This window comes from Rhodanobacter koreensis, from assembly GCF_054782855.1.
The window spans coordinates 391,763-407,402 of the sequence record NZ_BAAGRR010000012.1 but is presented as its reverse complement, the minus strand read 5'-3'; the positions used below and the strand labels follow the sequence as shown (position 1 = coordinate 407,402).

Annotated in this window: 19 protein-coding genes and 1 riboswitch; of the genes, 2 read left to right on the top strand and 17 right to left on the bottom strand. The window is 65.6% G+C overall.

Annotated features, from left to right (window positions below; translation table 11 throughout):
- Window positions 1–148: 148 nt before the first annotated feature.
- From ACYVKM_RS15400 to ACYVKM_RS15390, 3 genes are all read right to left on the bottom strand, one after another.
- Complete coding sequence (locus tag ACYVKM_RS15400; RefSeq protein ID WP_460878495.1) at window positions 149–730, bottom strand: hypothetical protein; 582 nt, start codon at window positions 728–730, stop codon at window positions 149–151.
- 114 nt (window positions 731–844) lie between these two features.
- Complete coding sequence (locus tag ACYVKM_RS15395) at window positions 845–1,054, bottom strand: hemin uptake protein HemP (protein WP_460878494.1); 210 nt, start codon at window positions 1,052–1,054, stop codon at window positions 845–847.
- Window positions 1,055–1,148: 94 nt separating this feature from the next.
- Complete coding sequence (locus ACYVKM_RS15390) at window positions 1,149–2,123, bottom strand: potassium channel beta subunit family protein (RefSeq protein ID WP_460878493.1); 975 nt, start codon at window positions 2,121–2,123, stop codon at window positions 1,149–1,151.
- A 136-nt stretch (window positions 2,124–2,259) separates the two neighbouring features.
- On the opposite strand from ACYVKM_RS15390, the gene ahr reads away from it, so the two are divergent.
- Window positions 2,260–3,273, top strand: a complete 1,014-nt coding sequence (gene ahr, locus ACYVKM_RS15385) for an NADPH-dependent aldehyde reductase Ahr (protein ID WP_460878492.1) — start codon at window positions 2,260–2,262, stop codon at window positions 3,271–3,273.
- A gap of 12 nt (window positions 3,274–3,285) precedes the next feature.
- On the opposite strand, the gene ACYVKM_RS15380 is transcribed toward ahr, so the two are convergent.
- Window positions 3,286–4,182 carry a LysR family transcriptional regulator gene (locus ACYVKM_RS15380; protein ID WP_460878491.1) on the bottom strand — a complete coding sequence of 299 codons (897 nt, stop codon included), beginning with the start codon at window positions 4,180–4,182 and terminating at the stop codon, window positions 3,286–3,288.
- Between the two features lie 93 nt (window positions 4,183–4,275).
- Between ACYVKM_RS15380 and ACYVKM_RS15375 the strand changes: the two genes are divergently transcribed.
- Complete coding sequence (locus ACYVKM_RS15375) at window positions 4,276–5,271, top strand: NAD-dependent epimerase/dehydratase family protein (RefSeq protein ID WP_460878490.1); 996 nt, start codon at window positions 4,276–4,278, stop codon at window positions 5,269–5,271.
- 8 nt (window positions 5,272–5,279) lie between these two features.
- On the opposite strand, the gene ACYVKM_RS15370 is transcribed toward ACYVKM_RS15375, so the two are convergent.
- The 13 genes from ACYVKM_RS15370 to glyA form a co-directional block, all read right to left on the bottom strand.
- On the bottom strand, window positions 5,280–5,804 hold the full coding sequence (locus ACYVKM_RS15370; protein WP_460878489.1) for a phosphatidylglycerophosphatase A family protein: 525 nt from the start codon (window positions 5,802–5,804) through the stop codon (window positions 5,280–5,282).
- A complete protein-coding gene (gene thiL / locus ACYVKM_RS15365; RefSeq protein WP_460878488.1) occupies window positions 5,801–6,769 on the bottom strand; it encodes a thiamine-phosphate kinase in 969 nt (322 codons plus the stop codon). Before thiL ends, ACYVKM_RS15370 begins: the two co-directional genes overlap by 4 nt.
- A gap of 26 nt (window positions 6,770–6,795) precedes the next feature.
- Window positions 6,796–7,344: a GNAT family N-acetyltransferase gene (locus ACYVKM_RS15360; protein ID WP_460878487.1), complete on the bottom strand. Its 549-nt coding sequence runs from the start codon at window positions 7,342–7,344 to the stop codon at window positions 6,796–6,798.
- The gene (nusB, locus tag ACYVKM_RS15355) at window positions 7,344–7,790 is read right to left on the bottom strand and encodes a transcription antitermination factor NusB (protein WP_460878486.1); all 447 of its coding nucleotides are present in this window, start codon (window positions 7,788–7,790) and stop codon (window positions 7,344–7,346) included. Before nusB ends, ACYVKM_RS15360 begins: the two co-directional genes overlap by 1 nt.
- Entirely contained in the window at window positions 7,790–8,251 is a 462-nt protein-coding gene (gene ribH, locus ACYVKM_RS15350) for a 6,7-dimethyl-8-ribityllumazine synthase (protein ID WP_460878485.1), read from the bottom strand. Before ribH ends, nusB begins: the two co-directional genes overlap by 1 nt.
- 41 nt (window positions 8,252–8,292) lie before the next feature.
- Window positions 8,293–9,261, bottom strand: a complete 969-nt coding sequence (gene ldcA, locus ACYVKM_RS15345) for a muramoyltetrapeptide carboxypeptidase (RefSeq protein WP_460878484.1) — start codon at window positions 9,259–9,261, stop codon at window positions 8,293–8,295.
- Window positions 9,262–9,343: 82 nt separating this feature from the next.
- Window positions 9,344–10,435 carry a bifunctional 3,4-dihydroxy-2-butanone-4-phosphate synthase/GTP cyclohydrolase II gene (gene ribBA / locus ACYVKM_RS15340; protein WP_460878483.1) on the bottom strand — a complete coding sequence of 364 codons (1,092 nt, stop codon included), beginning with the start codon at window positions 10,433–10,435 and terminating at the stop codon, window positions 9,344–9,346.
- 133 nt (window positions 10,436–10,568) lie between these two features.
- A complete protein-coding gene (locus ACYVKM_RS15335; protein WP_460878482.1) occupies window positions 10,569–11,210 on the bottom strand; it encodes a riboflavin synthase in 642 nt (213 codons plus the stop codon).
- 133 nt (window positions 11,211–11,343) lie between these two features.
- Window positions 11,344–11,553: riboswitch (FMN riboswitch) on the bottom strand.
- A gap of 107 nt (window positions 11,554–11,660) precedes the next feature.
- The gene (gene ribD / locus ACYVKM_RS15330) at window positions 11,661–12,722 is read right to left on the bottom strand and encodes a bifunctional diaminohydroxyphosphoribosylaminopyrimidine deaminase/5-amino-6-(5-phosphoribosylamino)uracil reductase RibD (protein WP_460878920.1); all 1,062 of its coding nucleotides are present in this window, start codon (window positions 12,720–12,722) and stop codon (window positions 11,661–11,663) included.
- A 35-nt stretch (window positions 12,723–12,757) separates the two neighbouring features.
- Window positions 12,758–13,099 carry an MmcQ/YjbR family DNA-binding protein gene (locus tag ACYVKM_RS15325; RefSeq protein ID WP_460878481.1) on the bottom strand — a complete coding sequence of 114 codons (342 nt, stop codon included), beginning with the start codon at window positions 13,097–13,099 and terminating at the stop codon, window positions 12,758–12,760.
- Between the two features lie 16 nt (window positions 13,100–13,115).
- Window positions 13,116–13,625: a transcriptional regulator NrdR gene (nrdR, locus tag ACYVKM_RS15320; protein WP_460878480.1), complete on the bottom strand. Its 510-nt coding sequence runs from the start codon at window positions 13,623–13,625 to the stop codon at window positions 13,116–13,118.
- 2 nt (window positions 13,626–13,627) lie between these two features.
- Window positions 13,628–14,326, bottom strand: coding sequence for a CTP synthase C-terminal region-related (seleno)protein (locus ACYVKM_RS15315; protein ID WP_460878479.1), 699 nt, complete (start codon window positions 14,324–14,326; stop codon window positions 13,628–13,630).
- Window positions 14,327–14,336: 10 nt separating this feature from the next.
- A complete protein-coding gene (glyA, locus tag ACYVKM_RS15310; RefSeq protein ID WP_460878478.1) occupies window positions 14,337–15,590 on the bottom strand; it encodes a serine hydroxymethyltransferase in 1,254 nt (417 codons plus the stop codon).
- Between the last annotated feature and the right edge of the window lie 50 nt (window positions 15,591–15,640).

Genomic DNA, 15,640 nt, shown 5'->3' with positions numbered 1-15,640 from the left:
GGTTGCATACGGATCGTTGCAATCCGTGTGCCAGCCGGAATGGTCGAAAATAATGATTGATTTTCAGTGACTTGTGATGCCAACTCGAATGGAATCGAGTGTCCGCGGACACTGCACGGACAACCGGACGAACGCCCGCGATGGCAATTCAGCCGCTCGCCGCCGGACGCCATGCCCGCGTTTCGGCACGGGCAATCCGCTCGATCAGTTGCCGGCTCAGCGGCGACACCCTGATGACCGCCGCACTGCCCAGTACATCCAGTCCGGCCAGCCGGCGCATATGGAAATGCAGCAGCTGCGCACCGGCCGGCTGGCACGCATGCGACCAGCGCTTCGAGATGGGTGCGCTGGCTGGCTCGGCATGATCCAGCAGCGCATCCCATGCGAGGTAATCGGTGTCCGGCAGCAGGTGCAATCGTGCGCGGAGTCGGTCGTCACCATCCACGCACTCTATCCATTCGCGTGGTCCCTCGACGGTAATCGTGCTGACGGCCGCCAGCCGCTGCCCCTGCAGCAACGGGATCAGCGGCATCGACTCGACCAGCAGGCCACGCGGCAGCTCGCACGTTGCCGCCCTGCCCGAGCGCATCGGCTCGTACAGCACGTCGCCCAGCGCGGGCAGATGCCTGGCCAGCCATGCCGGCGCCAGCTGCAACCAGCGTCGGCTGATCGTCGCTGTGTCGGCGGGCGGGCAGCATTCCTGCAACCGGTGAATCAACGGACCGAACATCGGAACCTCCGATAGATGCAGCCCGGCTGGCGTCCTCGCGGACTGCGCTGGCGACAGGCTTGATGAACGCACGATGCCATCCGGCAGCCGTGGCATCGAACAGCAGGCAAGCGCTTACTTGGTCAGGATCAGCTTGTCGTTGCGGGTCAACCGCAGGCGGTACTCGCCACCCTGATGCTGGATCACCAGCTCGCGACCGCCAGCCAGCAGCGACTGGCTGGTGACATGCCGCGTGGCCGCGGCAATAGCCGGCATGGAAACAGATCGCCGCGGCGCGGCCAACGGCTGCAACGGTGGGGACAACGAGGGCGCAGGCGTCGACATGGCAGATTCCGCGGGAAGTGGGCGACAGTTAAATAATAATGATTCTCATTTAACTGTCAATCCATTCACACCGCGAACCTCCGCGGCACCGCAATCAGCTATGGCCAACCGCCTGCAGAATGCGTCGCGCGATGCCCGTATCCAGCCGTGGCAGGAGATCCAGCGCGCCCAGGTTCTGTTCCAGCTGCTCGCGCCGGCTGGCGCCGAGCATCACGGTGGAGACGTGCGGATTGAGCAGGCACCAGGCGATCGCCAGTTGCGCCAGGCTCACGCCCAACTCATCGGCGATCGGCTGCAGTGCGCGCACCTTGCCGATGCGTTCGTTGCCGTGGCCGAGCACGCTCTCGCGCAGCCATTCGTAGCCCGGCTGGGTCAGTCGCGAATCGGCCGGCACGCCGTCGTTGTACTTGCCGCTCAGCAGGCCGGATGCCAGCGGGGACCAGATCGTGGTGCCCATGCCGTAGGCGGCATACAGCGGCGCGTACTCCACTTCGACCCGCTCGCGATGCAGCAGGTTGTACTGCGGCTGCTCCATCACCGGCGCGTAGAGGTGATTCTCCTTCGCGATCCGGTGTGCTTCATGGATCGCCTCGGCCGGCCATTCGCTGGTGCCCCAGTACAGCACCTTGCCCTGGCGGATCAGCGTATCCATCGCCGCCACGGTTTCCTCGATCGGCGTATCCGGATCGGGCCGATGGCAGAAGTACAGATCCAGATAATCCACGCGCAGGCGCTGCAGCGCCTGCTGACAGGCCTCGATCACATGCTTGCGCGACAGCCCGCGCTGGGTCGGCAGCGGCTTGTCGTACGCACCGAAGAACACCTTGCTGGACACGCAGTAACTGTCGCGCGGGAAGCGCAGATCGGCCAGCACGTCGCCCATCACCTGCTCGGCCACGCCGTTGTTGTAGGTCTCGGCGTTGTCGAAGAAGTTGACGCCGCGATCATGCGCCAGCGCGAGCAAGTCACGCGCCTGCGAACGACCCACCTGCCTGCCGAAGGTGACCCAGGCGCCGAAAGACAGTGCGGACAGTTGCAGGCCGGTTCGGCCGAGGCGGCGATAAAGCATGGGGATGCTCCGGTAACGGGGAAGACCGCCAGCATGCCAACACTCGGCTTGCCGCGTCCAATCATTGCGCGGAAGACCATGTCGCCAACGGCACATCGGCGTAGCCTTGGTGCTTTCCCATTCGCTGGAGTCCGTCATGTCATCGATCACAGGCTGGGCCTCCATGGCCGCCGATCAACCGCTCGAATTGACCACGTTCGACGTGGGCGCGCTGGGTGCCGAGGAAGTCGAGGTCGCTGTCGACTATTGCGGCATCTGCCACTCCGACCTGTCGATGATTCACAACGAATGGGGCGGCTCGCGCTACCCGTTCATCCCCGGTCACGAGGTAGTCGGACGGGTCACCGCACTGGGCGCTCAGGCGAAGGGGCTGATGCTCGGCCAGCGCGTCGGCATCGGCTGGACCGCGGAAAGCTGCATGCATTGCCGGCAATGCCTGTCCGGCGACCAGAACCTGTGCGCACAATCGGTAGCCACGATCGGCGGCCACCACGGCGGTTTCGCCGACAAGGTGCGCGCACACTGGGCATGGGCAATACCGCTGCCCGAAGGCATCGACCTCGCCAGCGCCGGCCCGCTGTTGTGCGGCGGCATCACCGTGCTCAAACCGTTTCTTGCCTACGACATCAAGCCCACTACACGCGTCGGCGTGGTCGGCATCGGCGGGCTCGGCCACATGGCCGTCAAGTTCGCCGCCGCCTGGGGCTGCGAGGTCACCGCGTTCACCTCCACCGCGGCCAAGGCGGACGAGGCGCGCGGCTTCGGTGCGCACCACGTCGTCGCCAGCCGTGACGCCGCAGCGATCAAGGCAATCGCCGGCTCACTTGATCTGCTGCTGGTAACCGTCAACGTGCCGATGGACTGGAACGCCTTGCTCAATACCCTCGCACCGAAGGGCCGCATGCACGTGGTTGGCGCGGTGCTGGAACCGATCCCGGTGCCGGCATTCAGCCTGATCGGCAAACAGCGCGAGGTCTCCGGCTCACCCACCGGCTCGCCGGTCGACATCGCCCGCATGCTCGCGTTTGCCGCGCGCCACGACATCCGCCCGCAAGTGGAGATGTTTCCCATGGGCAAGGTCAACGACGCGCTCGCCCATCTGGAAGCCGGCAAGGCGCGTTACCGCATCGTGCTGGAGGCGGGCGGCTGAGCGCCTGCGCACCTAATCGACATCACCGGCGTAGGCGATCAACGCCTGCGCCAGATGATCGAAGAGCAGGCGCGTGCGCCGGCTCGCCTTGAGGTCTTCGTGCATCACCAGCCAGGTGTCGAGATTGAACGCGAACGCCTGCGGCAACAGGTGCACCAGGTTGCGGTCGCGTCGGGCGATCGCACATTGGCACACGCCAATACCGTAACCGGCACGGATCGCTGCCAGTTGCGCCAGGTCGCTGTCGCTGCGCAGCGAAAAGTCCTCGCGACCGAACGGCAGCTGGCTGCGTATCGCGCGCAAGGCCGGTGTCTCGCGATCGAAACCGATGATCGCGTGCTGTGACAACTCCGCCAGTGTGTGTGGCAGGCCATGTGCCTTCAGATAACGCCGATGCGCATGCAGGCCCAGCGGAATCCGCCCGATCCGACGCGCCACCAGCGCACTCTGGGCGGGACGCAGCATGCGTACGGCGATATCCGCATCCTTGCGCAGCAGGTCCTCGGTCTGGTTGGACAGTGACAACTCGATCACGATGCCCGGATGCTGCTGGCGAAAATCGGCCAGCATCGGTGGCAGCACCTCCGCGCCGATCACCTCGCTGCATGTGACCCGCACCACTCCGCGTATGCCATGGCTGCTGCCCGAGGCGGCACGGCGCAGCGCAGCGGATGCTGCCGCCATCGCCTGTGCATGCGCGACCAGTTCCTGGCCAAGATCGGTTGGCGTCAACCCCTGCGGCGAGCGGGTGAACAACGCCACGCCGAGGTCTGCTTCCAGCTGCCGGATGTGGCGCCCCAGGCTGGGCTGGGTCATGCCCAGTGCCCGTGCCGCAGCCGACAGGCTGCCTTCGCGCATTACCGCGAGGAAGGATCGGTACAGCTCCCAGCCGGGTTCGTCGATGGCCATGCATTTATGTATAGCAGAAGTTCGCTCATGGTGAATTTTCTTTCATATCTGCCACGCCCATGCTGGAGCCACCACCTTCCACAGGAGAACGTCATGAACACATCACGCAAGGCTCTGGTACTCGGCGCCACCGGCGGTGCCGGCGGCGAGATCGCAGCGGCGCTGCTGCGTCGCGGCTGGAAGGTACGCGCCTTGGTGCGCGACAGCGCCAGACCGCAGTTGTCGGCGGGTATCGAATGGATCGCCGGCGATGCCATGCATGCTGGCGACGTGATGCAGGCCGCGCGCGGCGTCGAGGTGATCGTCCATGCGGTCAACCCACCGGGGTATCGCGACTGGGACAAGCTGGTGCTCCCGATGCTCGACAATACGATCGCCGCCGCGCGCACTGCCGGTGCACGCATCGTGCTGCCCGGCACCGTCTACAACTACGGCCCGGACGCGCTGCCGCTGCTGGACGAGACCTCGCCGCAGCAACCGCTGACGCGCAAGGGCGCGATCCGGGTGGAAATGGAACGCCGTCTGCAGCAAGCGGCAGACGATGGTGTGCGTTCGCTGATCCTGCGCTGTGGCGATTTCTTCGGTCCGCACGCCGGCAACAACTGGTTCGCGGCGATGGTGAAACCAGGACAACCGGTTCGTTCGATGAGCTATCCGGGCCAGCGCGAGTTGCGCCACGCCTGGGCCTATCTGCCCGATGTCGGCGAAACCATCGCGCGTCTGCTCGAACGTGAGAGCGAACTGGCCGCGTTCGAGCGATTCCATTTCGGTGGTCACTGGGTGGATGGCAATGCCATGGGCGACGCGATCGGGCATGCCGCCGGCCATCCGGAACTGCCCGTACGCCCCTTCCCGTGGTGGCTTGCGACCCTCGCCACACCGTTCGTCACCTTGTTCCGCGAACTGCGCGAAATGCGTTATCTGTGGCAGCTTCCGCTGCAGCTGGACAACCGCAAGCTGGTCAGGCTGCTCGGCGCCGAACCGCATACGGAACTGGACCAGGCGGTCGAAACGACCTTGCGTGGATTGGGCTGCCTGCCTTCTACCGCCACTCCGGCCATGACGGGATCCTTCCGCGCCGGATCCTGATGCGGCTTTCAGTGCAGCAGGAGCAGCCCCAGCGCCAGCACGATCGCAGCAAAGATGCCAGCCACCACATCGTCGACCATCACCCCCATGCCGCCCTTGATGTGCCGATCCAGCCAGCTGATCGGCCATGGCTTCCACACGTCGAAAAGACGGAACAGCGCGAAGCCGGCCAGCAGCATCCACCATGCGAATCCGTCGGGTGGCAGCAGCGCGGGAATCAATAACGGGGTCAGTGCGATCCACTGGCCGATGAATTCGTCCCACACCAGGCTGCGGTGATCGTCGACGCCGAGTGTGCGTCCGGCCACGTTGCATGCCCACACGCCGATGGCGAAGCCGAACAGCAGCACGACCAGATAGATCGGCAGCGGCAGCTCGCGCAGCAGCAGCCACGGTAGCAGCGCCGCCAGCGAACCAAACGTGCCCTGCGCCACCGGCGTGAGTCCCGAACCGAAGCCGCAGGCCAGCCAACCGGCCGGCGTGGCCAGTAGTACGCGGCGTTGTTCAGCGCTGAGAGTCTTCCTGGCGTTCAAGTGAAATGCTCCCAGCCCGATCGGTCCACACTCAGCCATGTGCCATCCGCAGCGCGCACCCGCACGCCCTCGCCTCCCACGATGCGGCCGATGCGCGTCACGCCGCAACCAAGGCGCGACAGATCCGCCTGCACGTCGGCCAGCCGCTGCATCGGCACGGTGAAACACAATTCGTAATCGTCGCCACCACCGAGCGCGAAGTGCAGCGCCGTGGCCTCGTCATGCAGCCCCAGCAGCGCCGACGAACGCGGCAGCAACGCCGCCTCGATCTCCGCACCGACGCCGCTGGCCGCGCAGATGTGTCCGAGATCGGCAAGCAGACCGTCGGATACGTCGACACACGCACTCGCCTGGCCGCGCAAGGCGGCGCCGGCCGCCAGGCGTGGCACCGGACGATTGAGCCGTCCGATCAGGAACTCGCGCTGGCTGCTGCGCGGGTCGTCGTCGCGCCATGGATGCTGCAGGGCGTGCAGCCCTGCCGCGGCATCGCCCAGCGTGCCGGTGACCAGCACGGCATCGCCGGCACATGCGCCGGCGCGCGTGAGCGCCTTGCCCGGCGGCACGAAGCCGTGCACCGCTACGCTGATGCAGAGTGGCCCGCGGGTGGTGTCGCCGCCGACCAAGGCCAGCCGGTGCGATTGCGCCAGCCGGGCGAAGCCTTCGGCAAAGCCCTCGACGAAAGCGGCATCGGCCGTCGGCAGTGTCAGTGCCAGCAGCGCCCATGCCGGACTCGCGCCCATCGCGGCAAGATCGGACAGGTTCACCGCCAGCGCCTTCCAGCCGATGTCGGCTGCCGCCGTGCCCTGCGGGAAATGCACTCCCTCGACCAGGGTGTCGATCGCCACCGCCAGCTCCTGACCGGCCGGCATCGCAAGCACCGCGGCGTCATCGCCGATGCCCAGCCGCACATCGTCGCGCGGCTGCGCCGTGTGCCGACGGATCAGTTCAATCAGATCGAATTCCATCAACGAATCGCCCGGCAGGAAACTGGCTAACGGGTAAAAACGAGGGTGGGACTGTCGTGGTAGACCGTCTGTTGCCAGAGGCGAAAGCCGGCCTTCTCGGCCACACGGATCGAGGGCAGGTTCTCCGGCGAGATGATGCATACCACGCGAAGTTCAGGGCGATGCACCTGGCTCCACGCCGTGATCGCCGCCACCGCCTCGCTCGCATAGCCCTGGCCATGCGCCTGCGGCGCCAGCACCCAGCCGAATTCCAGCATGCCCTGCAGCGACGGCTGCATGTCGCGCTTGAAATCGGCAAAGCCGATATCGCCGATGTAACGACCGCTGTGCTTTTCCTCGACCGCCCAGTAGCCGTAGCCAAGCAGGCTCCACAGCCCGACGTACTGCAGCAGGCGCTTCCAGACTTCTTCGGTCGTGAACGGCCGGCCGCCGATGTAGCGGACCACTTCCGGATCGGACCAGATGGCCAGGCAACCGGCGTGGTCCTCGGCCCGATGGGCGCGCAACCGCAGCCGCTCGGTCTCGATCAGCGGCACCCGCTCGATCGACGACGAACCCGTCACGGCGGAAGACATCAGCCGCGCTTCTCGACCGTGCGCAATTCGGCAGCCAGCTTGTCCAGCACGCCATTGACGTAGCTGTGGCCGTGGTCGGCACCGAAGCGCTTGGTGACCTCGATCGCCTCGTTGATGATCACGCGGTACGGCACGTCCGGACGGAACTTCAGTTCGTAGGTGGCGAGGCGCAAGGCGGCGCGCTCGATCGGATCGATCTGCGCGACCTCGCGGTCGATATGGGGGCGCAGGCAGGCATCGAGTGCATCGACGTTGGTCTCGACGCCGTGCAGCAGATCCTCGAAGTATTCGAGGTCGGCCACTTCCATGTCCTGCTCGTGGCGGAACTGGTCGATCACCGCGTTCATGTGGCTGCCGCTCATCTGCCACGCATACAGCGCCTGCAGGGCGCGGCGGCGCGCACGCGAACGCGCGGCCAGATCGATGCCTTCCGGGCGCTGGTTCATCACAGCTTCCCGTACAGATTGACCATTTCAAGCGCAGCGACCGCCGCATCGGCGCCCTTGTTGCCGGCCTTGGTACCCGAACGCTCGATCGCCTGCTCGATGCTGTCGGTGGTCAGCACGCCGAATGCCACCGGCACGCCGGAGCTGTGGGCGGCCAGCGCCAGACCCTTGGCGCATTCGCCGGCGACGTAGTCGAAATGCGGCGTGGAACCACGGATCACCGCGCCCAGCGCGATCACCGCGGCATACTTGCCGGAGTTCGCCAGCTTGTGAGCGGCCAGTGCGATTTCCCAGGCACCCGGTACGCGGATCAGCTCGATCGCGTCGTCCTTCACGCCATGGCGTACCAGCGCGTCACGCGCACCAGCCACCAGCGGCTCGACGACGAAGCCGTTGAAACGGCCGGCAACGATGGCAAAACGGCCTTTCGGTGTGGCGAAATCGCCTTCGATGATCTTCATGAAACGGTTTCCTGTGGGCGAGCCCAAGCGGGCCGGTCATTCTACGGGTTTTCGGGCGGACTGGCCGGCGCCGATCGGTCGAGATGGGGGTAACCATGGAAATCCAGCCGTGCCTGACCACCGGATACACGCAGCCGTGCCGGCACTCCGAACGGCAAGGTGAACTTGTCCGGCTCATGGCCGAACGGCAGGCCGGCGATCACCGGCACGTGCGTCAGCTTGCTGATCTGGGCAAACCCGGCAGCGAGGTCGTAGCCGTTGTCGTAATGGCTGGGCCGGCACTGGCTGAAATCACCCAGCAACAGGGCGCGCTGCCGATCCAGCACACCGGACAGATGCAATTGGTACAGCAGCCGCTCGATGCGGAACGGCGGCTCGCCGACATCCTCGACGAACAGGATGCCGCCGTCGATCCCACGACCATGGATGCCGGGGAAATACGGCGTGCCGAGCAGGCTGCACAGCATGGCGAGATTGCCACCCCACAGCGGCCCTTCGACATCCAGTTCCACTTCACCGCCTGCACTCCAGCTTTCGCTGGCCTGCGGCGCGGTGATCGTGTGCCAGAAATGCTGCCAGGTGAAATCGCTGAAGGCTGCGGCGCCGAAATCCGGCCCCAGCATCGGGCCGCCGAAGGTGACCAGCCCGCTCTGTGCATGCAAGGCCATCTGCAGCGCGGTGAAGTCGCTGTGGCCGACCAGCACCGTATTCGTGCCGCCTAGACGCTCGCGCAAGGCAGCGTAGTCGACCTGCTCCAGCAGTCGCGTGGCGCCGTAGCCACCGCGGATCGACAGCACGACATCGGGCAACTGCTCGCAGGTCGTCAGCCCATTGAGATCGGTCACGCGCTGCGCGTCGCCACCGGCGTAACGCAGCTCGGTGCGCTCAAGCGCATCGAGTCCGCTGACCTGGCAGCCCACGGCCTGCAAGCGCGCGACTCCACGGATCATCGCCGCACGGTCGTGCGGATAGCCGGAGGGAGCGATCAGGCGGATGGCAATATCGGACATGGCGTGTCGTCGTTGATGGGAGGGCTTGAGTATGGATGGCCAGACATGGCTTCGTCGTGGCGAGGCCATGTCCCGCACGAGGCTACACGTACTCGACCACTTCCAGATCGAACCCGGCCAGACCCACCAGCTTGCGCGGCGTGCCGAGCACACGCAGCCGGTGCACGCCCAGGTCCGCCAGCATCTGCGCCCCCAGACCCAGCTGACGCCACTCCTGCTGCTGTACCTCTTCCGGGGCCTGCGTGCTGGGCTGGCGGTTGAGCCGGGCCAGCAACGCATCCGGCGTGTCCTCGCCGGACAGCACCAGCAGCACACCGCGATCCTCGTCGGCGATGCGGCGCAAGGCGGCGGTGACGGTAAGGCCGAGATCGTCGCGCTTCAGGTGGAGCACGTCCGACAATGTGTTGCGCACATGCACGCGCGACAGCACCGGCGCGCCGTCATCCACCTTGCCGCGCACCAGCGCATAGTGCAGGCCGTGGCGGATCGCATCGCGGTAGGCGACCAGGCGGAACGGGCCGAATTCGGTCTCGACCTGCTCCTCGTGCACACGCTGCACGGTCTTCTCGGTTTCCAGCCGATAGCGGATCAGGTCGGCGATCGAGCCGATCTTCAGGCCATGCTTGGCCGCAAAGATTTCCAGCTCGGGACGGCGTGCCATCGAACCGTCCTCATGCAGTACTTCGATCAGTACCGCGGACGGCTCCAGTCCTGCGAGCGCGGCCAGATCGCAACCGGCCTCGGTATGCCCGGCGCGGGTCAGCACGCCGCCGGGCTGCGCGGTGAGCGGAAAGATGTGGCCCGGTTGCGACAGATCCTGCGGCTTCGCATCGGCTTTCACCGCCACCTGGATCGTGCGTGCGCGGTCGTGCGCGGAGATGCCGGTGGTGACACCCTCGGCCGCCTCGATCGAAACGGTGAAATTGGTGTGGTAGGCCGAGGTGTTGTCGCTCACCATCGGACGCAGCCCAAGCTGGCGGGTACGCTGCTCGGTCAGCGTGACGCAGACCAGTCCGCGCGCCTCGCGCACCATGAAGTTGATGTCTTCCGGCCGCACCATCTGTGCGGCCATGATCAGATCACCTTCGTTCTCGCGATCCTCGTCGTCGAGGATCACCACCATGCGACCGGCGCGGATGTCTTCGAGGATTTCTGGGATGGTGTTGAAGCTCATGGGCAGGATCCAGTGAACGGAAAATGGGGAACGAGGGGGGAATCGTCATTCCGGCGAAAGCCGGAATCCAGTGCCCCGGCGCATCAGTCAAGGCACTGGATTCCAGCTTTCGCTGGAATGACGGTGAAGGGATTCACGCGAAGCCGTGCTGCTTGAGGAACGCCTCGTCCAGCCGCGGCGTCTCGCCGCTGGACAGCAGCCGTTCGATGTAGCGCGCCACCACATCCACCTCGATATTCACCGCGTCACCGACGCGACGCACATGGAAGGCGGTGTGCTCGACCGTATGCGGAATCAGGTTGACGCCGAAGCGATGACCGGCGACCTCGTTGACGGTGAGGCTGGTGCCGTCGATGCAGACCGAGCCCTTCGCCGCGATATAGCGCGATATTGACGCGGGCACCTCGAACGTCCAGCGCTGCGAACGACCGTCCGGGGTGATCGATACCACCTTTCCGAGACCATCGACATGACCGGAAACCAGATGGCCGCCGAGCCGGTCGGCCAACCGCAATGCCTTCTCCAGGTTCACCGGGTCGCCAGCCTTCAGCTTGCCCAGCGAGGTCAGCGACAGTGTCTCGTTGGAGACATCCGCGCTGAAGCCGCGCGCCTCCAGCGTGACCGCGGTGAGACACACGCCGGACACGGCAATCGAATCGCCCAGCTGCACATCGGTGAGATCGAGGTCGGCCGTATCGACGGCCAGCCGCACGTCGCCGCCGCGCGGCTCGAGCCGCGCAATGCGGCCGACGGATTGAATGATGCCGGTGAACATCAGCGCACCTCCTGTAGGAGGGCGATGTTCCGCATGAACAGGCTCGATTTCATGAAACGTTTCCCGCATTGGACAGCAAGCGAAAAACGCCCCAAGGCATGAGGCCGACGCACGGCCGCAAGGCCACGCATCCGACCGTCTTCTCTTTATCCGGACTGTGAGGAAACTGTCGCCAGCTTCCAACCGTCGGCTCCGGCATCTGACCGGATCTGCTGACCCTTGGCCCTGCTCCATGACGGATCGCCCATCACGGACCGGACCAAGGCGCTCGCGGGCTCGTTGTCGGGGATGAACCCTTCAACCCACCGCCGGTGGGGAATTTCGCCCCGCCCTGAAGACGCTATGTTGGTGTTTGCCGACCAGGCCGGCTCGCGCAGTCTAGCACCGACGCACCAGCCGTCTGGCGACGCACACCGAAATGCAGCGTTCACCGCCGCGCACAGTCGACACTCAGAGCGGGCGCAAGCGCAGTCGCCAGTCGTGACCAAGCTGGCGCTGCTCGACCGTCCGCAGCTGCCAACGGTTCGCCATGTCGCTGAGCGCGGGCAGCTGCAGCAATGGGCGCGCGCTGTCGCCCAGCAACAACGGTGCGATATACAACAACAGCTCATCCATCAGACCTGCGGCGAACAATGCGCCGCAAAGCGTGGGACCGGCTTCGACATGTACTTCGTTGCAGCCGCGTCCGGCCAGCAGCGCCAGTACGGCGCGCAGGTCGAGCACCTCGCCGGACATGGGCACCGCCATGAGCTCGACGCGCTCGAAGCGCCGGTCCGCACAGAACGCTGCCGCGCCATGCAGCACCAGCGTGGGTGCCGAACCATCCAGCACGTGGCGACCTGCCGGGGTGCGCAAGCCACGATCCAGAATCACGCGCAATGGCGGCATGCACTCCTCGTCACCGGGCAGGCGCACGGTGAGTCGCGGGTCGTCGGCCAGTACCGTGCCGCTGCCGCTGAGGATCGCCGAGCTGCGCGCGCGCCAGCGCTGCACATCGGCGCGCGCAGCCTCGCCGGTGATCCACTTCGACTCGCCATTGGCCAGCGCCGTGCGACCGTCCAGGCTCATCGCCAGCTTCAGCCGTACCCACGGCCGGGCACGCTCGATCCGGCTGAAGAAGCCGATATTCAGCTCGCGCGCCGCTTCACTCATCAAGCCCACATCGACCGTGATGCCGGCCGCGCGCAGCTTGCCGATGCCGCGCCCTGCCACCTGGGGGAACGGATCCTCGGCGGCGACGACCACCCGCGCCACACCAGCAGCAATCAAGGCATCAGCACACGGCGGTGTGCGCCCCTGATGCGCGCACGGCTCCAGTGTCACGTAGGCGGTCGCCCCACGCGCACGCTCACCCGCCGCACGCAGCGCGAACACTTCCGCATGTGGCTCGCCGGCACGCTGATGCCAGCCTTCGCCGACGATTTCCGCGCCATGTGCAATCACGCAGCCCACACGTGGATTGGGCTGCGTGGTGAACAGGCCGCGCTCGGCCAGCCGCAGCGCCTGCGCCATATGCGCGTGATCAAGCGCAGAGAAGGCGGCCGTGTTCATGGGCCGGATTCCAGCTCGGGGTGAAACTTCTTCGGCGTGACGCGTCGCCATGCATCGCGCAGCAACTGATTCACCCAGGTCTCTTCCATCCCGGCAATACGCACATGCGTCCAGCCATGCTTGCCCCAGCTCGGGTCGGGCTCGAACAGATCGTCGGCCGACATGCGCAGCGCGTCGATTTCGTCGAGGGAAAACTTGAGAATGGCGCGGTCATCGCGGCGGGAAAACTGCGCAAAGATCTTGCCGCGCACACGGAACGATGGCGTACCGAAGTGATCGACCTCCTCCGCCAGCGGCAGTTGCATGGCAAGTTCGCGGAAGCGATCCAGCGTCACCATGCGCGGTCGGCTCCACTCACTTGCCGCGTTTGACGCTTTCAAGCAGCGGTAACTGCAACCCTTCCAGTCCGGGCAGGTCGCGTTCCAGCTTCTCGATCTCCTCGCGGAACGCCTGCACGTCCTCGAACTTGCGATAAACCGAGGCGAAACGCACGTAGGCGACCTGGTCGAGATTCTTCAGCTCGCGCATCACCAGCTCGCCGAGCTGGCGCGACGCTATCTCGCGCTCGCCGCTGCGGCGCAGGTCGTTGATGATGGTGCGCACCGAGGTGTCTACGTCATGACTGGCCACCGGTCGCTTCTGCAGCGCACGCTCGAAGCTCACCCGCAGCTTGCGTTCGTCGAACGCTTCGCGCCGCTCGCCGCTCTTCACGATCGCCGGCAGCTTCAATTCCGCCGTCTCGAACGTGTTGAAGCGTTCGCTGCATTGCGGACACTCGCGGCGACGACGCACCGTGCTGCCGTCCTCGGTAAGGCGTGAATCGATCACGCGGGTGTCTTCGTGCTGGCAAAAGGGGCAGTGCATGTTCAGTAAGTGTCGACCATCGTCTGCACGAAAGCACGTACCGCAGGTGGCAATCGCCCCTGCAGCGCACCGCGTTCGTGCTGGAACAGCGTGGCGACGAAGAAGGGATGATCATCCAGCTCGATGCCGCGTACGTCGCCAGCATCGTCCACCGCATTGATGTGGAGCGGGCCGCCGGCAAGCGCATGGCGGAAATCCGGACTCAAGCCGTAGTTGCAGTGATAACCCTCGACGATCGAGGCTGTTCCATAGGCCTTTGCCAGCCGTGAACCTGCGACGAGCTGCACCGCATCGGTGACCTCGACCAGCGAACACAGCAGCGGCACGATCACCTGACGCTGCGCTTGCGGTGCCGTTTCAGCATGCTCCGCGTCGATCCAGCCCAGCACATTGCGCGCGTATTCGATCACCGCATGCTGGAAGCCGCCGCAGGTGCCCAGGAATGGAATGTGTCGCTCACGCGCCACTTGAATCGCAGTGAGCGCGCCTTCCATGCTGCGATACGGGCTGGCCGGGACACACCAAAGGCCGTCGAACTCCGCCAGCGCGGCACCGTCACCGACCTGCTCGGTCGGCACCCAGACCGGCTCGATCTCTGCACCACAAGATTCGGCCGCCATTCCCAGAGCCAGCGGAATGGCGCGATGGGCGACCACGTCGTCATGGCGGTCGCCGATCAGCCCGATCTGCAGCGCATGCATGCGTGCAGACTCAGCCGTAGACCGGGTATTTCTTGCACTGCGTGGTCACGTTCGCACGTACCTTGGCGATCACCGCCTCGTCGCCCGGCGCATCCAACACGTCGCAGATCCACTGGGTCAGCTCGGTCACATCCGCTTCCAGGTAGCCGCGAGTGGTGACGGCCGGGGTACCGACGCGCAGGCCGGAGGTGACGAAGGGCTTGCGCGGATCGTTCGGCACGGCGTTCTTGTTCACCGTGATGTGCGCCTTGCCGAGCGCCTCTTCCGCGTCCTTGCCGGTGACGTCCTTGCCGATCATGTCGACCAGCATCAGGTGGTTCTCGGTGCCGCCGGAAACGATCTTGTAGCCGCGCTCGATGAAGGTCTTGGCCATCGCCTTGGCGTTCTTCACCACCTGGGCCTGGTAGTCCTTGAACGCGGGCTCCAGCGCTTCCTTGAACGCCACCGCCTTGGCGGCGATCACGTGCATCAGCGGGCCGCCCTGGATGCCGGGGAACACGATCGACTGCAGCTTCTTCTCGATCTCCTCGCCAGCGTCCTTGGCCACGATGATGCCGCCGCGCGGGCCGCGCAAGGTCTTGTGGGTGGTCGAGGTGACCACGTGCGCGTGCGGCAGCGGGCTCGGGTATACGCCGGCGGCGATCAAGCCGGCGACGTGCGCCATGTCGACGAAGAACAGCGCGCCGACCGAATCGGCGATCTGGCGCATGCGCGCCCAGTCGACCACCTGCGAGTAGGCGCTGAAGCCACCGACCAGCATCTTCGGCTTGTGCTCCGTGGCCAGGCGCTGCACTTCGTCATAGTCGATCCGGCCATCGGCATCGACGCCGTACTGCACGGCGTTGAACAGCTTGCCCGAAATGTTGACCTTGGCGCCGTGGGTGAGATGGCCGCCATGCGCCAGGCTCATGCCGAGGATGGTGTCGCCCGGCTGCAGCAGCGCCAGATACACCGCCTGGTTCGCCTGCGAGCCGGAATGCGGCTGCACGTTGGCGTAGGTGGCGCCGAACAGCTGCTTGAGCCGCTCGATGGCCAGCCTCTCGGCGATGTCCACGTATTCGCAACCACCGTAGTAGCGCTTGCCGGGATAACCCTCGGCGTACTTGTTGGTGAGCTTGGAGCCTTGCGCTTCCATCACGCGCGGGCTGGCGTAGTTCTCCGAGGCGATCAGTTCGACATGATCCTCCTGACGCCGGCCTTCGTCGGCGATGGCCTTGGCCAGTTCAGCGTCATAACCGGCAATCGTGCAGTCCTTGGGGAACATTCTGACCTCGTGAAGTGGCGGGCGGGCAAGTCGGAAAGTGTAGCTCCGGC